Here is a 20,563-nt window from a genome sequence, read left to right on the forward strand (position 1 = left end):
TTGCCGAGAACTAGAACAGGTTCTAGTCTTGCCCCCATGGACGACACCCTGCGGATCGGCGCCCACAACGGTCACCTCATGGTCGCGGCTCTGAAGCGGCACAAGGACCGTCCCGTCATCCACCTCGGCGACGTGACGTTGACCGGCGGTGAGGTCGCCGAGCGGATCAGCCAGTACGTGCAGGCGTTCGAGTCGCTCGGCGCCGGCACCGGCGCGCCGGGCGCCCTGCTCGCGCTCAACCGGCCCGAGGTGCTGTTCATCCTCGGCGCCGGCCAGACCCAGGGGTACCAGCGGACCTCGCTCCACCCGCTCGGCTCCGCCGACGACCACGCCTACGTCATCAACGACGCCGGCATCACCACCCTGATCATCGACCCGTACTTCGCCGACCGCGCCGTGGAGCTGCTCGAGAAGTGCCCGGGCCTCAAGCAGGTGCTGACGATCGGGCCGGTGCCCGACGCGCTTGCCGCGGTGGGCTCGGACCTGACCGCCGTCGCGGCGACCTTCGAGCCGCAGCCGCTCCACGCCCGCACCCTGCCGCCCGACCACATCGTGTCGCTCGTCTACACCGGTGGCACGACGGGCAAGCCGAAGGGCGTCATCGGCACTGTCCAGGCGATGAACACGATGAGCCAGATCCAGCTCGCGGAGTGGGAGTGGCCGGAGAACCCGCGGTTCCTCATGTGCACCCCGCTCTCCCACGCCGGGGCGGCGTTCTTCGTCCCCACCGTGATCAAGGGCGGCACGCTCTTCGTCTCCGCGCGGTTCGACCCGGCCGAGGTGCTGGCGACGATCGAGGAGAAGAAGATCAACTCGCTCATGGTCGTGCCGACCATGCTCTACGCGCTGATGGACCACCCGGACTCGCACACCCGCGACCTGTCGTCGCTCGAGACCGTCTACTACGGCGCGTCCGCCATCAACCCGGTGCGGCTGAAGGAGGCCATCGAGCGGTTCGGCCCGATCTTCGCCCAGTACTACGGCCAGTCCGAGGCGCCGATGGTCATCACGTACTTCCCGAAGGGCGACCACGTCGACGCCGACGGGAAGCCCTACGAGAAGCGGCTGACGTCGTGCGGCCGGCCCGCCGCCTTCCTGCGGACCGCGTTGCTGGGCGAGGACGGCAAGCCCGTGAAGCAGGGGGAGCCGGGGGAGATCTGCGTGGCCGGACCGCTGCTCGCCGGCGGTTACTGGCAGCTGCCCGAGCAGACCGCGGAGACCTTCCGCGACGGTTGGATGCACACCGGCGATGTCGCCCGTGAGGACGAGGACGGCTTCTGGTACATCGTCGACCGCACCAAGGACATGATCGTCACCGGCGGGTTCAACGTCTTCCCGCGGGAGGTCGAGGACGTCGTCGCAGAGCACCCGATGGTCGCGCAGGTGGGCGTCATCGGCACGCCGCACGAGAAGTTCGGCGAGGCGGTCACCGCGATCGTCGTGCTCCGTCCGGACGCGGCGCGCGACGACGAGTCCGTCGCGCGGATGATCGATGATGTCAAGGCCGCGGTGAAGGAGCGCAAGGGATCGGTGCACGTCCCCAAGGACGTGATCGTGGCCGACGCGCTGCCGCTGACCCCGCTCGGCAAGCCCGACAAGAAGGCGCTGCGTGCGCAGTACTGGGAGGGCCAGGGCCGCACCGTCGGCTGAGGGTCGCGCTGATTCGGCGGCCCTAGCGGGGTTGCTCGCCGATCAGGCGCGCCCGCACGTGCTCGGGGATCCGGTCGAGCACGGCGTCCATGAAGTGGAGCTTGGCCTCGATCTCCTGCGGGGAGTGCTGGCCCTCGCGGATGACGAGCATCGAGTCGCCCTCGAGGCGCCACGCGAGCTCGGGGTGGTGCATCACCACCTCGACGACGGCCGGGTGGAGCACGTCGAGCGCGAACTCCGGGGACGGCGACGTCACCGTGAAGGCCTCGTCGAAGAACGGGTTGCCGATCTGCACGTCGCGCCCGGTGACCGCGTTGACCAGCCTGCCGAACGTGCTGGTAGGCCCGACGGCCAGCCCGGGCGTGGGCAGGCCGAGGTTCAGCGCGAGGACCGAGTAGTGATGGTGCTGCGTGCTCCGGTCGCTACCGGTTCCCGAGCTGGTGACGTACGCGTAGTCGAAGGCCACGAAGTGGCGTCCGTCGTGCTTGCCGAGGAGCACGTTCGTGGCGCTGCGGCTGTACCCGCGGTCGAAAGGCGCCCCGCCGAACCTGGTGACCAGCGAGTCGTCGCTCGGGCGGTACTCCCACTCCCGGTGCGTGGCGTAGCCCGCCATGCCCGCCTTGCGCTCGGCGGCCCGCTTCTGGGCGCGGACCGCGCCGACGATGCCGAGAGCGAGGATCCCGGCGCAGAAGACGAGACCGAAGAGGGTGCCGAGCAGCGAGGACAGCTCCACCCGCGGCAAGGTACCGCGACTACCGGCCCTTGAACTCGGGTTTCCTCTTCTCCATGAAGGCGCGGGGGCCCTCCTTGGCGTCCTCGGACGCGAAGACCGCGGCCCCGACCCTGGCGTCGTCGGCCCAGCAGTCGTCCTCGTGCTTGCCCTCGGAGTCGCGCATGGTCCGCAGGATCGCCTGGACGGCGAGCGGGCCGTTGGCGGCGATCATGTCGGCGATCTCGTGCGCCTTCGCGAGGGCCTGGCCGTCGGGCACGACGTGGCCGATGAGGCCCAGCTCCTTGGCCTCCGGCGCCTTGACGTGGCGACCGGTCAGCAGCAGCTCGGCGGCGACGGTGTAGGGGATCTGACGGGGAAGTCGTACGGCGGACCCGCCCATCGGGTAGAGGCTCCACCGCGCCTCGGACACCCCGAACTTCGCGGACTCCCCGGCGACCCGGATGTCGGTGCCCTGCAGGATCTCGGTGCCGCCGGCGATCGCCGGTCCCTCCACGGCGGCGATGAGCGGCTTGGTGAGCCGGAACCCCTTGAGGAGCCCCTTGATGACCGAGGGGTCGTACTCCCCGGACTCGAAGCTCTCCGTCGGCGGCTTGCGGCTCATCGACTTCAGGTCGGCGCCCGCGCAGAACGCTCCGCCGGCACCGGTGAGGATGCAGACCCGCACCTCCGGATCGGAGTTCACCCGGTCCCAGGCCTGCTCCATGATCGCGAGCATCTCCCCGGACAGCGCGTTGCGCACCTCGGGCCGGTTCATGGTGACCACGAGGGTGTGGCCGACGAGCTCCACCAGGCAGTGAGGGCTCTCCTGTTGCGTATCGGTCGTGACATCCGTGGTCGTCATACGAACGAATCTAGCGAAAAAGTGAAACGTGTTCTAGTCTCGGGTCGTGGCCCTGAACATCGCTGATCTCTTCGAACACGCCGTGGACGTAGCCGCCGAGAAGCCTGCCGTGAAGGTGGGCGACCGGGTGATCACCTACGGGGAGCTGGAGTCCGAGAGCAACAAGCTCGCCCACTTCCTCGCCGACCGGGGGATCGGCGCCGGCGACCATGTCGGCCTCTACGCCAAGAACAGCATCGAGCACGTGATCGCCCTGCTGGCGATCCTCAAGGTGCGCGCCGTCGCGATCAACGTGAACTACCGGTACGTCGCCGGCGAGCTCGACTACATCTTCGACAACGCGGACCTCAAGGGCCTCGTGCACGACCGGGTCTACAGCGACCTGGTGGCCGAGGTGGCCCCCAAGCACGACAAGCTGCAGACGTTCGTCGTGCTGCCGGACCCGATCGAGCCCGACAACGCCAGCGACTGCTCGTCGTACGGCGGGGTGCTGCTGGCCGACGCGATCGCCGACCAGAGCGACGCCCGCGACTTCGGCGAGCGCAGCGCCGACGACCTGCACATCATCTACACCGGCGGCACCACCGGCTACCCGAAGGGCGTCATGTGGCGCCACGAGGACTTCTGGCGGGTGCTCGGCGGCGGTATCGACTTCGTCACGGGCGAGCCGCTCGAGGAGTACGACCAGTCCAAGAAGGCGACCCAGGAGAGCCTGGTCACCTTCCCGCTGAGCCCGCTCATGCACGGCGGCGCCCAGGCGAGCCTGCTGATGCACCTGTTCTCCGGGCAGCTGACGATCCTCGAGCCCAAGTTCGACCCGGTGCGCACCTGGGAGATCGTGGACCGCGAGCAGGCACAGATGATGTTCATGACCGGCGACGCCATGGCGCGGCCGCTGATCGAGGCCTACGAGGCGGGCGACTTCAGCGGCCAGTCGCTGTTCGCGATCGCCAGCAGTGCCGCGATCTTCAGCAAGGCCGTCAAGGAGCGCTGGATGGCGCGGTTCCCGAACGCGATCTTCACCGACTCGATCGGGTCGTCGGAGACCGGCTTCCAGGGCACGGGGATGCAGGACGCGAGCGCGCTCTCGACCGACGGCCCGGTCGTCTCGATCGGCCCCAGCACCGCGATCATCAGCGACGACGGCACGGTCCTCGACCCCGTCGCCGACGTCGGGAAGGTCGGCCGCACCGCGCGGGCCGGCAACGTCCCGGTCGGCTACTACAAGGACCCCGAGAAGTCCGCCCGCACGTTCCTCGAGATCGACGGCGTCCGCTACTCGATCCCCGGCGACTACGCGCGGATCGAGGAGGGCAACCGGATCACGTTGCTCGGCCGTGGGTCGAACTGCGTCAACACCGGCGGCGAGAAGGTCTACCCCGAAGAGGTCGAGATGGCCATCAAGGGCCACCCGGCCGTCTACGACGTGCTCGTCGTGGGCCTGCCGGACGAGAAGTACGGCCAGACCGTCGCCGCCGTCGTCCAGCCGCGGGAGGGTCAGAAGGTCGAGCTCGACGACCTGCGCTCGTTCCTCCGCACCCACCTGTCCGGCTACAAGCTGCCGCGGGTGCTCACCCTCGTCGACGAGATCCCGCGCAACGCCACCGGCAAGGCGCAGTACCCGCGGGCCAAGGAGCTCGCGCTCAGCGCCCAGCAGGCCGGGACAGCCCAGACCGCGATCAACGGAGCCAACGCCTGATGCACACCGCCCTCTGCGATGCCTTCGGCATCGAGTACCCGATCTTCGCGTTCACCCCGTCCGAGCACGTCGCCGCCGCGGTGTCACGGGCCGGCGGCCTCGGCGTGCTCGGCTGCGTCCGGTTCAACGACGCGGAGGAGCTCGACCGGACGCTGACCTGGATGGACGACAACACCGACGGCAAGCCGTACGGCGTCGACGTGGTCATGCCGATGAAGATCCCCACCGAGGGCACGTCGACCGACCTGTCGACGTACATCCCCGAGGACCACAAGAAGTGGGTCGACGAGACCCTGCTCAAGCTGGGGGTGCCGCCGCTGCCGGAGGGGGAGGGCCGCGAGGGCGTCCTCGGCTGGCTGCACTCGATGGCGCGCTCGCATGTCGACGTCGCGCTGCAGCACCGGCCGGTGCTCATCGCGAACGCGCTCGGGACGCCGCCGAACGACGTCATCGAGCAGTGCCACGACGCGGGCCTCAAGGTGGCCGCGCTCGCCGGCGCGCCGAAGCACGCCGTCAGCCACGTCCAGAACGGCGTCGACATCATCGTCGCCCAGGGCTACGAGGCCGGCGGCCACACGGGTGAGATCGCCTCGATGGTGCTCACCCCCGACATCGTCGATGCCGTCGGACCCGACGTTCCGGTGCTCGGGGCCGGCGGCATCGGCTCGGGCCGGCAGATCGCCGCGTCGCTCGCGCTGGGTGCCCAGGGCGTGTGGACCGGGTCGATCTGGCTCGGCACCGAGGAGTACCGCAACCTCGCCGGCGACGTTGGTCGAAGTGGTGCCTGGGAGACAGCTTTCACGCGCGCCACGTCGTCCGACACGGTGCGCACGCGGATCTACACCGGGAAGCCGGCGCGGCTGCTCAAGACGAAGTGGACCGAGGCCTGGGCGGAGGAGGACGCTCCGGCGCCGCTCCCGATGCCGCTCCAGAACCTCCTGGTCGCCGAGGCGCACAACCGCATCAACGCCTCCGGGGACCCCGACGTGATCTCCATGCCGGTCGGCCAGATCGTGGGCCGGATGAACGAGGTGCGCCCGGTCGCCGAGGTGATGGCCGACCTGGTCGCGGAGTTCGAGGCGACGACCAAGAGGCTCGACGGGATCGCCGGCCTCTGACCTGATCCGGTCTCGCCGGTCGGGGCCATAGGTTGTGGCCATGACCACCACCGTGACCGGCCCCGGGCCGCGCTGGCTGGGCGACGTCGGCCAGCTGGCGCTGGCGGGGCTGCTGGCGCTGGTCGTGCTCCCGGTCGGCTGGACGTCCGTCGTCGAGGGCGAGGTGGCCCGGCCGTGGCAGGTCGCGCTGCTCGCCGCGCTGCTGGCGCTGCACGCGGCGGTCGCGACCGCACGACGGTGGCCGTTGCCGTCGTACGCCGTGGGCGCGGTCGCGGAGCTGGTCCTGGTCGCCGGGCCCGACCTGGGCGGACCCACCGCGACGGCGGCCGGGAGCGACTACGGCCCGGTGCTGCTCCCGAGCAGCATGTGCTTCTTCGTGCTGCTGTACGCCGTCAGCGCCTGGGCGCCTCGGCCGTGGCCGACCGCCGCGCTGGCCGGCGGGCTGGTCGGCTGCCTGCTGACCGTCGTGCGGCTCTGGGGGTTCGCCGGCGCCGCGCTCGAAGGCTGGACCTGGTGGTTGATGCTCGGCACCGCCACCGTGGGCGGGACGGTCGCCGCGTGGGCGCCGGGGCAGTTCCGCGCCACCCGCGCGGCGTGGGTCGCGCAGCTGGCCGAGCGCGGCGCCGCCGACGAGCGGCGCCGGATCGCACGGGAGATGCACGACGTCGTCGCCCACTCGCTCGCCGTGGTCGTCAGCCACGCCGAGGCGGGACGGATGGTGGTGGCCCAGTCACCCGACCGCGCGCCGGAGATCCTCGAGACGATCGCCGGCACCGGCCGCGAGGCGCTCACCGAGATGCGCGGCCTGCTCGGCGTGCTCCGCGACGACGAGGTCGGCACCGATCCCCAGCCGGGCCTGGCCGACATCCCGGCGCTGGTCGGACGGATGCGGGCGGCCGGCCTGGCGGTGGAGTACGACGATGCGCCCCTGCCGCCGGTGCCGCCCGGCGTCGGGCTCACGGCCTACCGCGTGGTGCAGGAGGCCCTCACCAACGTCGCCCGCCACGCCCGTCCCGGTGCGGTGGCGACGGTCCGCGTGGAGCGGGCGGCGGACGGACTGCGGGTGTCGGTAGCCGACGACGGCGGGGCGTCCCCGGTCCCGACGGCCCCGGGCCGCGGTCTCACGGGGATGCGGGAGCGGGTCGAGGCGGTCGGCGGCACCCTCGAGGCGGGGCCGGCCGCGACCGGCTGGCAGGTGAGCGCGAGGATGCCGGTGTGAACGCCCCCGACCCCATCAGGGTGGCCGTCGTCGACGACCAGGAGCTCATGCGCTCCGCGCTGCGGATGATGGTCGAGAGCCAGCCCGACCTCGACCTGGTCGGCGAGGCGGCGGACGGGCACGAGGCCCTCGCCCTCGTGCGGGCGCGGCGGGTCGACGTCGTGCTGATGGACCTGCGGATGCCGCGGATGGGCGGCATCGAGGCGACCGAGGTCATCGCCCGCGAGCAGCCGGGGACCCGGGTGCTCGCGCTGACCACGTTCGACCTCGACGAGTACGCGTTCCCCGCCATCCGCGCCGGTGCGAGCGGGTTCCTGCTCAAGGACGCCCGCGCGGAGGAGATCGTCGAGGCGATCCGCACGGTGCACGCCGGCCACGGCGTGGTCGCCCCGTCGACCACCCGCCGTCTCATCGAGCACGTGGCGGCCAGTCCCGGCGGCACCGGTGCCGAGGCGGACGCGGTGCGTGCCCGGTTGACACCGCGCGAGCTCGACATGCTGCTGGAGCTGGCGACCGGCGAGAGCAACGCCGAGATCGCCCGCCGGCTGCACCTGTCCGAGAACACCGTGAAGACCCACGTCGGCCACGTGCTCGCCAAGCTCGGCCTGCGCGACCGGGTGCAGGCCGTCGTGCTCGCCTACGAGTCGGGCCTGGTCGGCCGTTCGCCGCGCTGACGCCCGCCATCTGTCTGCCGAGGCTGATCTCACCCTGCAGGGTGAGAAGCGCGCGACCAGCGAGCGACGTGCGGCGGGGTGCTCCCGAAGCACGGTAGGTCCATGACAGAGAAGCTCCTTCGCACCCGACCGCTTCCGCCCGAGGCCCACACCGGCCGGCCGTGGCGGATCCACGAGATCGCCCCGGACTTCCGGCTCGAGGACGTCTGGGCGCTGCCGACGCCGGGAGGCCCCGACGACCTCCCGCGCCTGGTGCGTCTGATGACCGACCGCGACGACGACCGCGAGTTCCCGCTGCCGTACCGCGTCCTGTTCGCGATCCGCTGGTGGCTGGGCAGCCTGCTCGGCCTGGACGACGAGGACGACGGCCTCGGCGAGCGCGTGCCGTCCATTCGGGACCGGCTGCCGGCCGACCTCCGGGACACGACCGGTCCTGGGTTCACGAACGTCCCGTTCGACGCGGTGTACCTGACCGAGGACGAGTACGTCGCCGAGATCGCCAACCGCACCGTGCACGGCCTGATGCACGTCGGCTGGGTGGCGGACGACGCCGCCGACGGCGGCTACTGCGCCCAGATGGCGGTGCTGGTCAAGCCGAACGGGGTGCTCGGCGAGGCCTACCTGACCTTCATCAAGCCGTTCCGCTACCTGGTCGTCTACCCCGCCCTCCTGCGGACGATCGCCAAGATCTGGGCGCGCGGGAACGAGGTGGCGGCATGACCGCGCTGCTCGACCGCGCCCCTGTCCGGCCGGGCGTGCTGCACGCGACGCCGTGGGTCGCCGCGACCTGGGCGATCGTCTTCCTGGCGCTGTCCGTGCTGGCCCTCGTCGGCCGCACCTCCCACCCGTGGTCGCCGGAGGCCGCCTCGCCTCTCGGGGGACTCACGGGTGCGCAGATGTCCTGGGCGCTCGTGGCGACAGCGACCCTCGTGCTCGCCGCGCAGGTCGCCGCCGCCCTGGCGCGCACCCCGGCGTCCCTCCGGCTCGCCGGTTGGCTCCTCGTCGGTCTCGGGATCCTGGTGACCGTCGCCATCTCCGACGTCCGGGCGCTGGCGTTCCTCGGCTACCTGCCGATGTCGCTGCTGGCACTCGTCGGCCTCGGCCCGGCGGCCGGCCATCTCGACATCAGCATCTTCATCGACTCGGCCGCCGCGATGGGCCACGCCGTGGGCGGAGTGGCGATCGCGGTGGCCGGCTTCCGCGTGTTCGAGCGGGCGACGACGGCGGCCGGTGGCGGCGGTCCCGGCGACCTCGCGCGGTGGGTGCGCTGGGGTCCTGCGGCGGTCGGGGTCTCGGTCGTCGTACCCCTCCTCTACGCGGTCACCCGGCTCGCGTGGGCGCTCGACATCCCGCTGGGGATCCGGCGCTCGATGCTCGAGGACCTCGGGTCGGCGAAGTACGCCGGGCTCGGGCTGGCCCTGTTCGCCGTCGTCGGCGCCTGGCTCACGACCGGCCTGCAGGCGCGCTGGGGCGAGGTGTTCTGGGACTGGGTGCCGCGGGTCGGCGGGCGACCGGTGCCGATCGCGCTGGCGCTCGTGCCCGGCCTGCTCGTCGCGGGTGCCGTGATGTCGGCCGGGCTCTCGTTCTGGAGGCTCGTCCTCGTCGGCGAGCTGGCGAAGGTCCCCGGCGCGACGTCGGACTGGGCGGCCTGGGCACCCGAGCTGCTGTGGCCGGTCTGGGGCGCGGCACTGGCTGTCGCCTGCCTGGCGTACGTCGCCAGGAGGACCGCATGAGCAGGCGACTGCTGAGCTGGGCGAGTGGGCTCCTGGTCCTGCTCGGCGTCGGCCATGTCGTGGTGTCGGTCCTCGTCGACCATGCCCGGGTCGCGGACTGGCTGGGGGACGGCCTCTGGGCGACCGTGCCCCTCGTGCCGGAGCAGACTGTCGACGAGCAGGCGACCGTCGCAGCGTTCTGGGGCGGCGTCGGCAGCTTCGCCGTACCACTGGTGCTGCTGGGCCTTCTGGTCCGGCACCTGGCGGCGCGCGGCGTCCCCGTGCCGGCGTGGGTCGGCTGGGGTGTCGCCGGTTGGTGCGTGCTCGGCGGGGTGATGCTGGTGCCGTCGCCGTTCTTCGTCGGCGTGGTCCCCGGCCTGCTGATCGTGCTGGCAGCGCGCGACGAGCGGCCCCTGCCTAGCCGGCCAGCGCCCGCCCGATCGTCAGCGCCTGGTCGGTAGCGCCGCCGAACAGGAACTCGAAGCGCTTCGCGGACGTGAAGTAGCGGTGGGCCTCACCGTCGAGGTCGATGCCGACGCCACCGTGCACGTGCACCGTCGTGTGCGCGAGCCGGTGGCCGGCATCGGCCGCCCACAGCTTCGCGACCGCGACCTCGGTGGCGGCCGGCAGGCCCTCGTGCATCCGCCAGACGGCCTGCCACAGCGTGAGCCGCTGGCCGAGGACGTCGATGAACCCGTCCGCAAGCCGCTGCGACACCGCCTGGAAGGTGCCGATCGGGCGGCCGAACTGCTCGCGCGTCTTGGCGTACGACGCCGTCAGTGCGAGAGCCCCCTCCGTCACGCCCAGCTGCTCGGCGGCGGCGCACACGGTTAGCAGCTGACCCAGCAGCCCGGCCGCAGCCTCGTCGCCGATCCGGGTGGCGGGTATCGCGTCGAAGGTGACGAGTGCGGTGACGTCGCCGTCACTGGTGTGCTGCGGCTGCCGGTCGAGGCCTGCCGCGTCGACGAGGTAGACACCGGTGCCCTGGGGCCCGGTCGCCGTGACGAGGAACGCGTCGGCGGCCATCCCCGCCCGGACCAGGGTCTTGGTCCCGGTCAGCGCATCCGCCTCGTCGGCGACGACGGTCGGTGCGGCCGGGAGGTGGTCCCGCTCCTCGGCGACGGCGGCGGCGTACAGCGCCCGGTCGGTGGGCAGGCCCAGCCCGCCCAGGAACGCGACACACGCCCCGTGGACCGCCAGCGGGACGGGCGCCACCTTGCGGCCGACCTCCACCAGCACGCGGGTGAGCTCGAGGAGGTCCAGCTCGGTCCAGTCGAACGCGTCGCCGAGCGTCGCCCAGAGGTCGCGGTCGAAGCGGTCGCCCGCGGACTCGACCGCCAACATGTGCTCCGGGGTCGCCTTGTCCGTGAGGATCTCGGCCGCCAGGGCGGCTGCCTCGTCCTGCTCGGGGGTGAACAGAAAGTCCATTGTCTGCCTTTCGGTGATCGAGCTTGTCGAGATCTACCTCTTCGCCGCGGGCAGGCCGAGACCCACGTAGCCGATGATGTCGCGCTGGATCTCGTTGGTGCCGCCGCCGAACGTCATCACCAGCGCGGACCGGTGGAACCGCTCGAGCCGGCCGGCGAGCACGGCGCCGGGGGAGTCCGCGGCGACGCCGGCGTGCGGGCCGACGACCTCCATCAGGGTGCGGTAGACCTCGGTCGCCAGCTCGGAACCGTAGACCTTTGTCGCCGACGCCTCGGCGGGGGAGAGCGCGACGCCGTGGTCCGCGTCGGCGGCGAGCTTCCAGTTGATGAGGGAGAGCGCCTCGACCCGGGCGTGTGCGCGACCCAGCGCGATCTGCACCCACTCCGTGTCGATCACCCGCCTGCCGTCGGGGTTGCGGGTCTCGCTCGCCCAGTCGCGTACCAGCTGCAGCGAGTGCACCAGCGGCGCGGCCGAGGTGAGCGCGACCCGCTCGTGGTTGAGCTGGTTGGTCATCAGCGCCCAGCCGCCGCCGCGCTCGCCGACCAGGTTGCCGGCCGGGACCCGGACGTCCTCGTAGTAGGTCGCCGACGTCCCCACGCCGGCGACGGTGTGCACCGGGGTGTAGGAGAACCCCGGCGCGTCGGCCGGCACCAGGATCATCGACAGCCCCTTGTGGCGCGGCTGGTCGGGCTCGGTCCGGCAGGCCAGCCAGATCCAGTCGGCGTACTGGATCAGCGACGTCCACATCTTCTGGCCGTTGATGACCCACTCGTCGCCCTCGAGGACGGCCTTGGTCTGCAGGGACGCCAGGTCGGTGCCGGAGCCGGGCTCGGAGTACCCGATGGAGAAGTGCAGGTCGCCGGCCAGGATCTTCGGCAGGAACAGGTCCTTCTGCGCAGTCGTGCCGAACCGCATGATCGTCGGGCCCACCGTGTTGAGCGTGAGGTAGGGGATCGGCACGCCGGCGACGGCAGCGGCGTCGGTGAAGATCAGCTGCTCGATCATCGAGCGGTCCTGCCCGCCGTACTCCTTCGGCCAGCCGATGCCGAGCCAGCCGTCCCGGCCGATCCGGCGGATGACGTCCTTGTAGACGCCGGCCTCGCCGAACTCGCCGGTGGCGGACGACAGCCCGGCCCTGATCTCGGGCGTCACCAGGTCGGCGAAGTACTCACGCAGCTCTTCCCGCAGGGCGACCTGCTGCGGCTCCAATTCGACGTGCACGAGGCCTCCCTGGTTGGCGCGGTGTGGCGTGGATCAAACCGGATCCCACGCGGTGTTCGTTGTCAGACTACCGGCAAAACTGTAACGTGTTCTACATGAGTGACACCCGCATGCTCGACCACGGGACCACCCCGCTGCGCTACGCGCGCGGGTGGCACTGCCTGGGACTCGCCTCCTCGTTCGCGGACGGCAAGCCGCACGCGGTCCACGGCTTCGGCACGAAGCTCGTCGTGTGGCAGGACAGCCAGGGCAAGCTCAACGTGCTCGACGGCTACTGCCGCCACATGGGCGGCGACCTCACCCAGGGCGAGGTCAAGGGCGACCACGTCGCCTGCCCGTTCCACGACTGGCGCTGGGGCGGCGACGGCAAGTGCAAGGAGATCCCGTACGCGCGCAGGGTGCCGCTGCGGGCGCGCACGCACCGCTACGAGACGGCCGTCCGCAACGGCCAGCTGTTGATCTGGAACGACCCCGAGGGCTCGGCCGCCGACCACGACATCCTGCCGCCGGAGCTGCCCGGCGTGGCCCAGCAGCTCGGCGAGACCAGCGACACCTACACCGACTGGCGCTGGGAGGTCGTCCCGATCGAGGGCTCGCACTGCCGCGAGCTCATCGACAACGTGGCGGACATGGCGCACTTCTACTACGTGCACTTCTCGTTCCCGACCAGTTTCCGCAACATCTTCGAGGGCACGCGCGCCACGCAGTTCATGGAGTCGAAGGGCCGGCCCGACAAGAGCGAGGGGTACGGCGACGCCGAGCTCTTCCTCAAGTCCGAGGCCACCTACTACGGACCGGCGTACATGATCAACTGGCTCGAGGTCGACTACAAGGGCTTCGAGACCGAGGTCATCCTCATCAACTGCCACATCCCGACCGGGCCCGACTCGTTCACGCTGATGTACGGCATCACGGTCAAGAAGCCCGAGGGCATCGACGACAAGACGGCCGACTACATCTCGAAGAAGTACGCCGAGATGTTCGGCGGAGGCTTCCTCCAGGACGTGCACATCTGGCAGAACAAGGTGCCGGTCCAGAACCCGCTCCTCTGCGAGGAGGACGGGCCCGTCTACCAGCTCCGCCGGTGGTACGAGCAGTTCTACACCGACGTCGCCGACCTCAAGCCGGAGATGACCGACCGGTTCGAGTTCGAGGTCGACACGACCAAGGCCAACGAGTACTGGCAGGCCGAGGTCGCCGCCAACCTCGCCAAGCGGGAGTCGGCCGAAGTCTGATGCCGTCCTTCGTCCCGACCAGCCCCACCACCCTGGAGGAGCAGCGCCTCTACACCCAGGCGCGGCTGGTCGAGGTCGCGTGCCTCGACTGCCTGGCGAAGGTGGCCGTGAAGAAGAACAGCGAGCACCACACGTCGATCCAGTGGAACGCCGAGGCCGTCGAGGCGTGCCCGGAGCTGGGGCGCCGGGAGGGAGCATCCGGTAGTCGGGACGGGCACCGGGGGTGCCCCCGGTTGCTGGCTAGCATCGATGTCGCCGTGCGGGAGGGTCAGATCCCGATCGGCGCCGAAGACGGCTACTGAGCAGCGCCACTCCATAGCCTCCGACCGCCCCTCACAGCGAAGAGAGACCAGCCTTCGTGGACATCGAGTCCTACCTGCTCAAAGTCGTCGCCATCGTCGACGAGACGGCCGACGCGCGCTCGGTCAGCTTCGAGGTGCCGGCCGAGGCGCCGGAGAAGTTCACCTACAAGCCCGGCCAGTTCCTGACCGTCGCGGTGCCGAGCGACCAGACCGGCCTCGCGGCGCGGTGCTACTCGCTCTCCAGCAGCCCGCACGACGGCGGACCGCTGACGGTCACCGTGAAGCGCACGGCCGACGGCTACGCGTCGAACTGGATCTGCGACAACCTGAAGGTCGGCGACACGCTGCGGGCGCTGCCGCCCTCCGGCATCTTCACGCCGGCCTCGCTGGACGCCGACCTGCTGCTGTTCGCCGGCGGCAGCGGCGTCACGCCGATCATGTCGATCACCCGCACGGCCCTCTCCGAGGGCAAGGGCAAGATCGTGGTCTTCTACGCCAACCGGGACGAGAAGTCGGTGATCTTCGCCGACGAGCTCACCCGTCTTTCGGCGGAGTACCCCGAGCGGCTCCAGGTGACCCACTGGCTCGAGTCGGTGCAGGGCCTCCCGACCCCCGAGCAGGTCAAGGCGTTCGTCGAGCCCTACCTCGCCTACGACGCGTTCGTCTGCGGCCCGGCGCCGTACATGAAGATGGTCACGACCGTGCTGCGCGAGCTCGACTTCCCGCGCGACCGGCGCCACCAGGAGAAGTTCGTCTCGCTCGGCGGCAACCCGTTCGGCGACGTCGAAGAGCTCCAGAGGGCCGAGGAGGAGATCGCGCTCGCCGAGTCCGACGAGGACGGCTCCGCCGCGGACGTGTTCGCGGGCGGTCCGGCCGGGCCGGTCAAGGTCGAGGTCGAGCTCGACGGTCAGGACCACACCTTCGACGACTGGGACCCGAAGGTGAAGCTTCTCGACTTCCTCGAGAGCAAGGGCGTCAAGGCGCCCTATTCCTGCCGCGAGGGGGAGTGCTCCGCCTGCGCCGTCCGCCTGCTCGAGGGCGAGGTGCGGATGCTGCACAACGACGTCCTCGACGACGAGGACCTCTCCGACGGCATCCGCCTCGGCTGCCAGTCGCTCCCCATGACCGACACCGTGCGGGTGACCTACAGCTAGCTGCTGTAGAGGTGCGGCCGCCGGTCGGCGAAGCGGTCGTTGTGCCGGGACAGCGCCTTGTCGCGGGCGCTGGCCAGGTCGCAGTCGGCGAGCAACGTCTGGGAGCTGCCGTCGAGCCGGCTGACGACGAGCGGGTAGCCGTCCGGGCCGGCGATGACCGAACCCCCGATCCAGCGGGTGCCGCGCTCGTCGCCCACCCGGTCGGCCACGGCGACGTACACCCGGTTCGTCGCCGCCGCGACCTGGGCCGTGAGCGTCTCGACCGGTCGCTCACCGTCGGGCCGGCCCGGGTCCGGCCAGTTCACCGGGACGCACACGAGCTCGGCGCCGTCGAGCGCGGCCCGGCGGACCCACTCGGGGAACTCCAGGTCGTAGCAGACCATCAGCCCGACCCGACCGTGCCGGGTGGCGACGACCGGAGGAGGCGCGTCGCCCGCGGTGAAGACGTCGGGCTCCCGGCCCCACAGGTGCACCTTGTCGTAGACCGCCGCCGGGCCGTCGCCGTCGACGAGCACCGCGGAGTTGCGCAGCCTCCCCTCGGGATCGAGGAGGGCGAGCCCCACGACCACGACCAGGTCGTGCCGGGCGGCGAGGTCGGTCAGTGCGCGGACCGTCGGCCCGTCCACCGGCTCGGCGAGCGCCCGTGCCTGCGCGGCGTCGGTGAAGCAGTAGCCGGTCGTGGCGAGCTCCGGCAGCACCACCACGCGGGCTCCCGCGGCGGCCGCCTCGTCGACGGCCGCCAGCAGCCGCCGCCGGTTGCCCGCGAGGTCGCCCAGCACCGGAGCGAGCTGGACGACCGCCACCGCGACCGTCATGCCTGGCTCACGAGGTCGGGCTCGACGTCGTCCTCGGTGAGGTCGAGGGCGGGCGGCCGGCGGGTGAGGCCCCGGGTGAGCACGAGGAGGTAGACCAGGCCGACGGCGAGCCAGGTCAGGCCGACGGTGAAGGTGGTCGCCGTCAGGCTCGTCCACAGCCAGGCGCAGAGGACGAACCCGACCAGGGGCACGAGACCGTGGCGCAGCAGCGATCCGGTGGACCGGTCCCCGTCGTCGACGAGGTAGTGCTTGATGACGGCCAGGTTCACGATCGAGAAGGCGACGAGGGCCCCGAAGCTGATCATGGCGGCGGCGAGCTCGAGCGTGATCACCAGGGCGGTCAGCGAGACCGCGCCGACGATGACGACGCCGGTGGCCGGGGTCCGGAACCGCGTGTTCAGCCGGCCGAACACGGCGCGGGGCAGTACGCCGTCGCGGCCCATCGCGAACAGGATCCGCGCCACGCTCGCCTGGGAGGCCATCGCCGAGGCGAAGCAGCCGGCGACGTACGCCGCGGTGAAGAAGGAGACCAGGAAGGCCCCGCCCGCGCGGCGCATCACGTCGGTCGCGGCGGCGTCGACGCTGGTGAACTGAGTGAGGTCGGGGAAGACCAGGTGGCCGACCCACGCGAGCGCGATGAAGAGCAGGCCGCCGTACAACGTGACCAGCATGATCGCCCGCGGGATGGAGCGCCGCGCGTCGTTGGCCTCCTCCGACAGCGTGGAGATCGCGTCGAAGCCGAGGAACGACAGGCACAGGATCGCGGCGCCACCCGCCAGCGACGACAGCGAGGCGCCGTCACCGAAGAACGGCGCCGTCAGCGACGGCGTGCCGGAGTCGGCCAGGTGGGCGAAGGCCGACGCGACGAAGACCACGATGAAGGCGGCCTGCGCTCCGACCAGCACGAGGTTCATCCGCGAGACCATCTTGATGCCGAGGACGTTGAGCGTGGTCACGACGACGATGGAGACCACGATCCAGACCCACGCGGGCACGGCCGGCCAGGCGGCCTCCAGGAAGATGCCGATGACGAGGTAGTTGAGCATCGGCAGGAACACGTAGTCGAGCAGCAGGCTCCAGCCGGCGAGGAACCCGACGTGGCTGCCGAAGGTCTTCTGCGTGTAGGTGTACGCCGACCCGGCGTACGGGTGCGCCACCACCATCCGGCCGTAGCTGTAGGCGGTGAACAGCATCGCGGCGAGGGTCAGCACGTAGGCGCCGGGGAGGTGGCCACCGGTCGCGTCGGTGACCACGCCGTAGGTCGTGAAGACGGTCAGCGGGACCATGTAGGCGAGGCCGAACAGGATCAGCTCCGGCGTGCCGAGGACGCGCTGGAAGCGGTCGGTGGGGTTCATCGTGGGCTCCTGGGGTGGACGGTCAGGATCGGTGGACGACGCGCCCCGACGCGACCGTGAGCGTGACGCGGGCGTCGGTCGGCAGCACGTCGGTGCCGTCGAGCAGGTCGGTGTCGAGCACGGCGAGATCGGCGCGGGCGCCGACCCGGAGGACACCGGCGTCGTCGTCGTGGTTGACGAAGGCGGAGCCGGCGGTGAAGGCGCGCAGGGCGGTGGCCACGTCGAGCGCCTGGTGGGGCAGGAAGGGCGGGCTGCCCCGGCGTGAGGGGTCGGTGCGGGTGACCGCGACCTCGACCTGCGGCAGCGGGTCGGCGGTGGTGACCGCCCAGTCGCTGCCCATCGCGAGAAGGGCGCCGTGGCGAACCAGGTCGGCGAAGGGGAACTGCAGCCGGGCACGCTCCTCGCCGAGGAACGGCACGGTGAGCTCGTCCATCTGCGGCTCGCTCTGCGCCCAGTACGCCTGGCAGTTGGCGACGACGCCGAGCTCGGCGAAACGGGGCAGGTCCGCGGGCTGCACCAGCTGCAGGTGCGCGATGTGGTGGCGCAGGTCGTTGGGGCCGTGGGCCGCGCGGGCGGCGGCGACGGCGTCGAGGCAGTCACGGACGGCGCGGTCGCCGATCGCGTGCATGTGCACCTGGAAGCCCTCGTCGTCCAGCGCGGTCACGGCGCGGACGAGCAGGTCGCGGTCGACGTAGCTGAGCCCGCGGTTGTCGGTCTGCCCACCGCAACCGTCGCAGTAGGGCTCGAGGAGAGCGCCCGTGTAATTCTCCATGACGCCGTCGGCCATGATCTTCACGCTGGTGGGGTGGAAGCCGCCGGCGCCGCCCGTCGCCCGGCGGTGCACCAGCTCGTCGACCTGCTCGAGGCCGCGGTGCCGGTCCCACCAGAGGGCGCCGACGACGCGGGCGGTGAGCTCGCCGTTCTTGGCCAGCGATTGGTAGGCCGCCTGCGTGTCCGGGGTGACCCACGCGTCCTGCCAGCCGGTGATCCCGAGCGAGTGCAGGTGCCGCTGGGCGACGAGGATCGCCTCCTCCCAGTCCGCCCGGCCGGGGCGGGGCACGAAGCGGTCGTTGAACGTGTACGCCGCACCCTCGTGCAGGGTGCCGGTCGGGTCGCCGGTCAGCGGGTCGCGCTCGATCCGGCCGTCGGCCGGGTCCGGGGTGTGCCGGTCGATACCGGCGACCGCCAGGGCACGGGAGTTGACCCAGGCGCCGTGCACGTCGCGGTTGAACAGGAAGACCGGCCGGTCGGGGACGACGGCGTCGAGGTCCTCCTTCGTCGGTGTGCCTCCGGGGAAGTGCTCCATCGCCCAGCCGCCGCCGACGATCCAGGCTGCGTCCGGGTGGGCGGCCGCGTAGCCGGCGAGGTGGGCGAGGTAGGCGTCCCGCCCCTCGAGGTCGTGGAGCCAGACGCGAAGCAGGTCGTGGCCGGCGAACGGCGCGTGCACGTGCGCGTCCTGGAAGCCAGGGAGGACCATCCCGCCGGTGACGACCTCGGTGCGCGGCCCGGTGACGGCGGCGGCCTCCTCGGCTCCGATCGCGACGATCCGGTCGCCCCGGACGGCGACGGCGGTGACGGGGTCCGGGCGGTCCGGGTCCCAGGTGACGACGCGGGCGGCGCGGACGACGAGGTCGGCGGGCTGAGGCATGGGGCTCCTCGGGTGGGGGCGAACGTGACGCGGAACACATGACAGCATGTGCGGAAACGTTTCCGCAAGAGCGCCGGTCCGCGGAATCCGAGGTCGATAGGTTGTGGCCATGCCCGCCCGTCGAGTCACCATCCGCGACGTCGCCCGCGCTGCGGGGGTCTCCACGACCACGGTGTCGGCCGCGCTGACAGGCAACGGGCGCGTCTCCCCGGAGACGCGGGACCGGATCATGCGCGTCGCCGAGGAGTGCGGGTACGTCGCGAGCGCGGCGGCCCGCAGCCTCCGCCTCGGCCGCTCGGGCGCGATCGGCCTCTACGTCCCTGACCGCACGGTCGGCTTCGAGTACTACGCCCACCTCTCCCGGGGAGCGGCGGAGGCCGCGCTCGCCCACGGCTTCGCGCTCACCCTGCTGCCGGCGTGGCCCGATGCCGCGCCGCTGCGGACCCTCCACCTCGACGGGCTCATCGTGTGTGACCCCGCGCTCGGCGACCCGGTGGCGGAGGTGCTCCGGTCGCTGCCGGTCCCGATGGTCACCTGCGAGCGGGACCCCGAGCCGGGAGCGAGCCCGGCCGGCGTCGTGGCCTCCGACCACGTCGCGGGGACGACGGTCCTGCTCGACCACCTCGCCGGTCAGGGTGCCGCGTCGATCGCGGCCCTGGTGCCGGGGGAGGAGACCAGCTTCGGGCAGGAGACGCGTCGGGCGTGCCGGGAGTCCGACCACGACGTCCGCATGGTCGAGGTCCCGCTCGCCTACGACCCCGACGACATCGCTCGTGCCCTCGCCGAGGCGCGGGCAGACGAGCCGGACGCGATCATGGTCGTGCCGGACGGTGGGGCGCTGGTCGCGCTCCACCTACTGCAGGCCGAGGGGGTCCGGGTGCCCGAGGACCTGCTGCTGGCGTCGTACGTCGACGCGCTCTCGCTCCAGGTCGCGCGCCCGACGGTCACCGCGGTGGACATCGATCCCCGGGCGACCGGCGCGTCGGCCGTCAACGCCCTGGTCGACCTCGTCGTCGGCGAGGTGTCGGGCCCGGTCCTGACGTCGGTGCCGACGCACCTCCGGGTCCGCGAGTCGACGTCACCGGCGTGACGCCGGGCTCGCGGCCCGGCCGTGGGTGCTGGGATGCTCAGCCCTGCGCGATCCAGGGCGTGAAGGAGCGACGTTCGCCGACCCAGTCGACGAGCCCGTCGGAGGTGCCGTCGGTGCGGGTGCCGGAGGCGCGGACGGCGACCCGGATCTCGCCGGGGTCACCGAGGGCGGCCCGCGAGATGGTGACGTGCACGCGGTCGGCCTTGTAGCGCACGCGCATGGTGTAGTCGCCGTGCTCGACCCGGTCGCCCCACTTCTTCGGGCCGAACCCTTCCGTCTCCGACAACGCGTAGTCGGTGCCCTCGAAGTAGCCGGCGGTGAAGACGTACTCCGGCCCCTTGTCGTCCTTGTCGGTGTCGACGTAGATGATGCCGCCCGAGCCCGTGGCGGGGTCCCGGCGCAGGTTGTCGTGGATCGTCGTGACGTGGACGTTCTCGCCGCCGTTGAGGACCTGGAGGGCCAGGATGTCGGAGCCGTGGGCGGTGTCCGAGGGGTCGTCGATGCCGTAGAGGTCGGCGTGAGCCGGGCCGCCGAGGCCGACGACGAGGCCGGCCGCCAGGGCAGCCGCGGTGCTCGCGATGGTGGTGCGCATGGTTTTCTCGTTCTCTCGTGAGGGTGACCCCCTCGAAGGGGCTACGGGCACGAGACGCGAGAACGAGCGGAAAGGTT

The 20,563-nt window shown here is 71.6% G+C and carries 20 protein-coding genes; 12 read left to right on the forward strand and 8 right to left on the reverse strand.

What is annotated here, in order from left to right:
• The first annotated feature begins 36 nt into the window (after nt 1–36).
• Nucleotides 37–1,650: a fatty-acid--CoA ligase FadD8 gene (gene fadD8, locus F0U47_RS03190; RefSeq protein ID WP_149748832.1), complete on the forward strand. Its 1,614-nt coding sequence runs from the start codon at nt 37–39 to the stop codon at nt 1,648–1,650.
• A gap of 22 nt (nt 1,651–1,672) precedes the next feature.
• Here the strand turns inward: fadD8 and F0U47_RS03195 are convergent, their stop codons facing one another.
• Complete coding sequence (locus tag F0U47_RS03195; protein ID WP_149748833.1) at nt 1,673–2,383, reverse strand: type III secretion system chaperone family protein; 711 nt, start codon at nt 2,381–2,383, stop codon at nt 1,673–1,675.
• A gap of 19 nt (nt 2,384–2,402) precedes the next feature.
• Nucleotides 2,403–3,224, reverse strand: coding sequence for a crotonase/enoyl-CoA hydratase family protein (locus F0U47_RS03200; RefSeq protein WP_149748834.1), 822 nt, complete (start codon nt 3,222–3,224; stop codon nt 2,403–2,405).
• A 46-nt stretch (nt 3,225–3,270) separates the two neighbouring features.
• On the opposite strand from F0U47_RS03200, the gene F0U47_RS03205 reads away from it, so the two are divergent.
• The 7 genes from F0U47_RS03205 (at nt 3,271) to F0U47_RS03235 (ending at nt 10,107) form a co-directional block, all read left to right on the forward strand.
• Nucleotides 3,271–4,923: an acyl-CoA synthetase gene (locus tag F0U47_RS03205; RefSeq protein ID WP_149748835.1), complete on the forward strand. Its 1,653-nt coding sequence runs from the start codon at nt 3,271–3,273 to the stop codon at nt 4,921–4,923.
• Entirely contained in the window at nt 4,923–6,041 is a 1,119-nt protein-coding gene (locus F0U47_RS03210) for an NAD(P)H-dependent flavin oxidoreductase (RefSeq protein WP_149748836.1), read from the forward strand. Before F0U47_RS03205 ends, F0U47_RS03210 begins: the two co-directional genes overlap by 1 nt.
• Before the next feature lie 40 nt (nt 6,042–6,081).
• Entirely contained in the window at nt 6,082–7,260 is a 1,179-nt protein-coding gene (locus F0U47_RS03215) for a sensor histidine kinase (RefSeq protein WP_149748837.1), read from the forward strand.
• Nucleotides 7,257–7,934, forward strand: coding sequence for a response regulator (locus F0U47_RS03220; protein ID WP_281290960.1), 678 nt, complete (start codon nt 7,257–7,259; stop codon nt 7,932–7,934). The genes F0U47_RS03215 and F0U47_RS03220 overlap by 4 nt, the downstream gene beginning before the upstream one ends.
• Before the next feature lie 102 nt (nt 7,935–8,036).
• Nucleotides 8,037–8,654: a DUF2867 domain-containing protein gene (locus tag F0U47_RS03225; protein WP_149748838.1), complete on the forward strand. Its 618-nt coding sequence runs from the start codon at nt 8,037–8,039 to the stop codon at nt 8,652–8,654.
• Complete coding sequence (locus F0U47_RS03230) at nt 8,651–9,667, forward strand: hypothetical protein (protein ID WP_149748839.1); 1,017 nt, start codon at nt 8,651–8,653, stop codon at nt 9,665–9,667. The genes F0U47_RS03225 and F0U47_RS03230 overlap by 4 nt, the downstream gene beginning before the upstream one ends.
• Nucleotides 9,664–10,107, forward strand: coding sequence for a DUF6463 family protein (locus tag F0U47_RS03235; protein WP_149748840.1), 444 nt, complete (start codon nt 9,664–9,666; stop codon nt 10,105–10,107). The genes F0U47_RS03230 and F0U47_RS03235 overlap by 4 nt, the downstream gene beginning before the upstream one ends.
• On the opposite strand, the gene F0U47_RS03240 is transcribed toward F0U47_RS03235, so the two are convergent.
• Complete coding sequence (locus tag F0U47_RS03240) at nt 10,064–11,074, reverse strand: acyl-CoA dehydrogenase family protein (RefSeq protein WP_149748841.1); 1,011 nt, start codon at nt 11,072–11,074, stop codon at nt 10,064–10,066. The genes F0U47_RS03235 and F0U47_RS03240 overlap by 44 nt on opposite strands.
• A 33-nt stretch (nt 11,075–11,107) precedes the next feature.
• The gene (locus tag F0U47_RS03245) at nt 11,108–12,295 is read right to left on the reverse strand and encodes an acyl-CoA dehydrogenase family protein (RefSeq protein ID WP_149748842.1); all 1,188 of its coding nucleotides are present in this window, start codon (nt 12,293–12,295) and stop codon (nt 11,108–11,110) included.
• Nucleotides 12,296–12,390: 95 nt separating this feature from the next.
• Between F0U47_RS03245 and F0U47_RS03250 the strand changes: the two genes are divergently transcribed.
• The 3 genes from F0U47_RS03250 to F0U47_RS03260 are packed head-to-tail and all read left to right on the forward strand — an operon-like array spanning nt 12,391 to nt 14,986.
• The gene (locus tag F0U47_RS03250; protein WP_149748843.1) at nt 12,391–13,530 is read left to right on the forward strand and encodes a 3-ketosteroid-9-alpha-monooxygenase, oxygenase component; all 1,140 of its coding nucleotides are present in this window, start codon (nt 12,391–12,393) and stop codon (nt 13,528–13,530) included.
• Entirely contained in the window at nt 13,530–13,832 is a 303-nt protein-coding gene (locus F0U47_RS03255; RefSeq protein WP_149748844.1) for a hypothetical protein, read from the forward strand. Before F0U47_RS03250 ends, F0U47_RS03255 begins: the two co-directional genes overlap by 1 nt.
• Before the next feature lie 56 nt (nt 13,833–13,888).
• Nucleotides 13,889–14,986 carry a ferredoxin--NADP reductase gene (locus tag F0U47_RS03260; protein ID WP_149748845.1) on the forward strand — a complete coding sequence of 366 codons (1,098 nt, stop codon included), beginning with the start codon at nt 13,889–13,891 and terminating at the stop codon, nt 14,984–14,986.
• Here F0U47_RS03260 and F0U47_RS03265 read toward each other — a convergent pair.
• The 3 genes from F0U47_RS03265 to F0U47_RS03275 are packed head-to-tail and all read right to left on the reverse strand — an operon-like array spanning nt 14,983 to nt 18,804.
• Nucleotides 14,983–15,801: a nitrilase-related carbon-nitrogen hydrolase gene (locus tag F0U47_RS03265; protein WP_149748846.1), complete on the reverse strand. Its 819-nt coding sequence runs from the start codon at nt 15,799–15,801 to the stop codon at nt 14,983–14,985. The two genes, F0U47_RS03260 and F0U47_RS03265, sit on opposite strands and share 4 nt — an antisense overlap.
• Complete coding sequence (locus F0U47_RS03270; RefSeq protein ID WP_149748847.1) at nt 15,798–17,156, reverse strand: APC family permease; 1,359 nt, start codon at nt 17,154–17,156, stop codon at nt 15,798–15,800. The genes F0U47_RS03265 and F0U47_RS03270 overlap by 4 nt, the downstream gene beginning before the upstream one ends.
• Before the next feature lie 22 nt (nt 17,157–17,178).
• Nucleotides 17,179–18,804, reverse strand: a complete 1,626-nt coding sequence (locus F0U47_RS03275; protein WP_149748848.1) for an amidohydrolase — start codon at nt 18,802–18,804, stop codon at nt 17,179–17,181.
• A 109-nt stretch (nt 18,805–18,913) separates the two neighbouring features.
• On the opposite strand from F0U47_RS03275, the gene F0U47_RS03280 reads away from it, so the two are divergent.
• Nucleotides 18,914–19,894, forward strand: coding sequence for a LacI family DNA-binding transcriptional regulator (locus F0U47_RS03280; protein WP_149748849.1), 981 nt, complete (start codon nt 18,914–18,916; stop codon nt 19,892–19,894).
• A gap of 37 nt (nt 19,895–19,931) precedes the next feature.
• Here F0U47_RS03280 and F0U47_RS03285 read toward each other — a convergent pair whose 3' ends face one another.
• The gene (locus tag F0U47_RS03285) at nt 19,932–20,486 is read right to left on the reverse strand and encodes a hypothetical protein (protein ID WP_149748850.1); all 555 of its coding nucleotides are present in this window, start codon (nt 20,484–20,486) and stop codon (nt 19,932–19,934) included.
• Nucleotides 20,487–20,563: the final 77 nt, after the last annotated feature.

Source organism: Nocardioides antri (assembly GCF_008373765.1).
GTDB classification, from domain to species: Bacteria; Actinomycetota; Actinomycetes; order Propionibacteriales; family Nocardioidaceae; genus Nocardioides; species Nocardioides antri.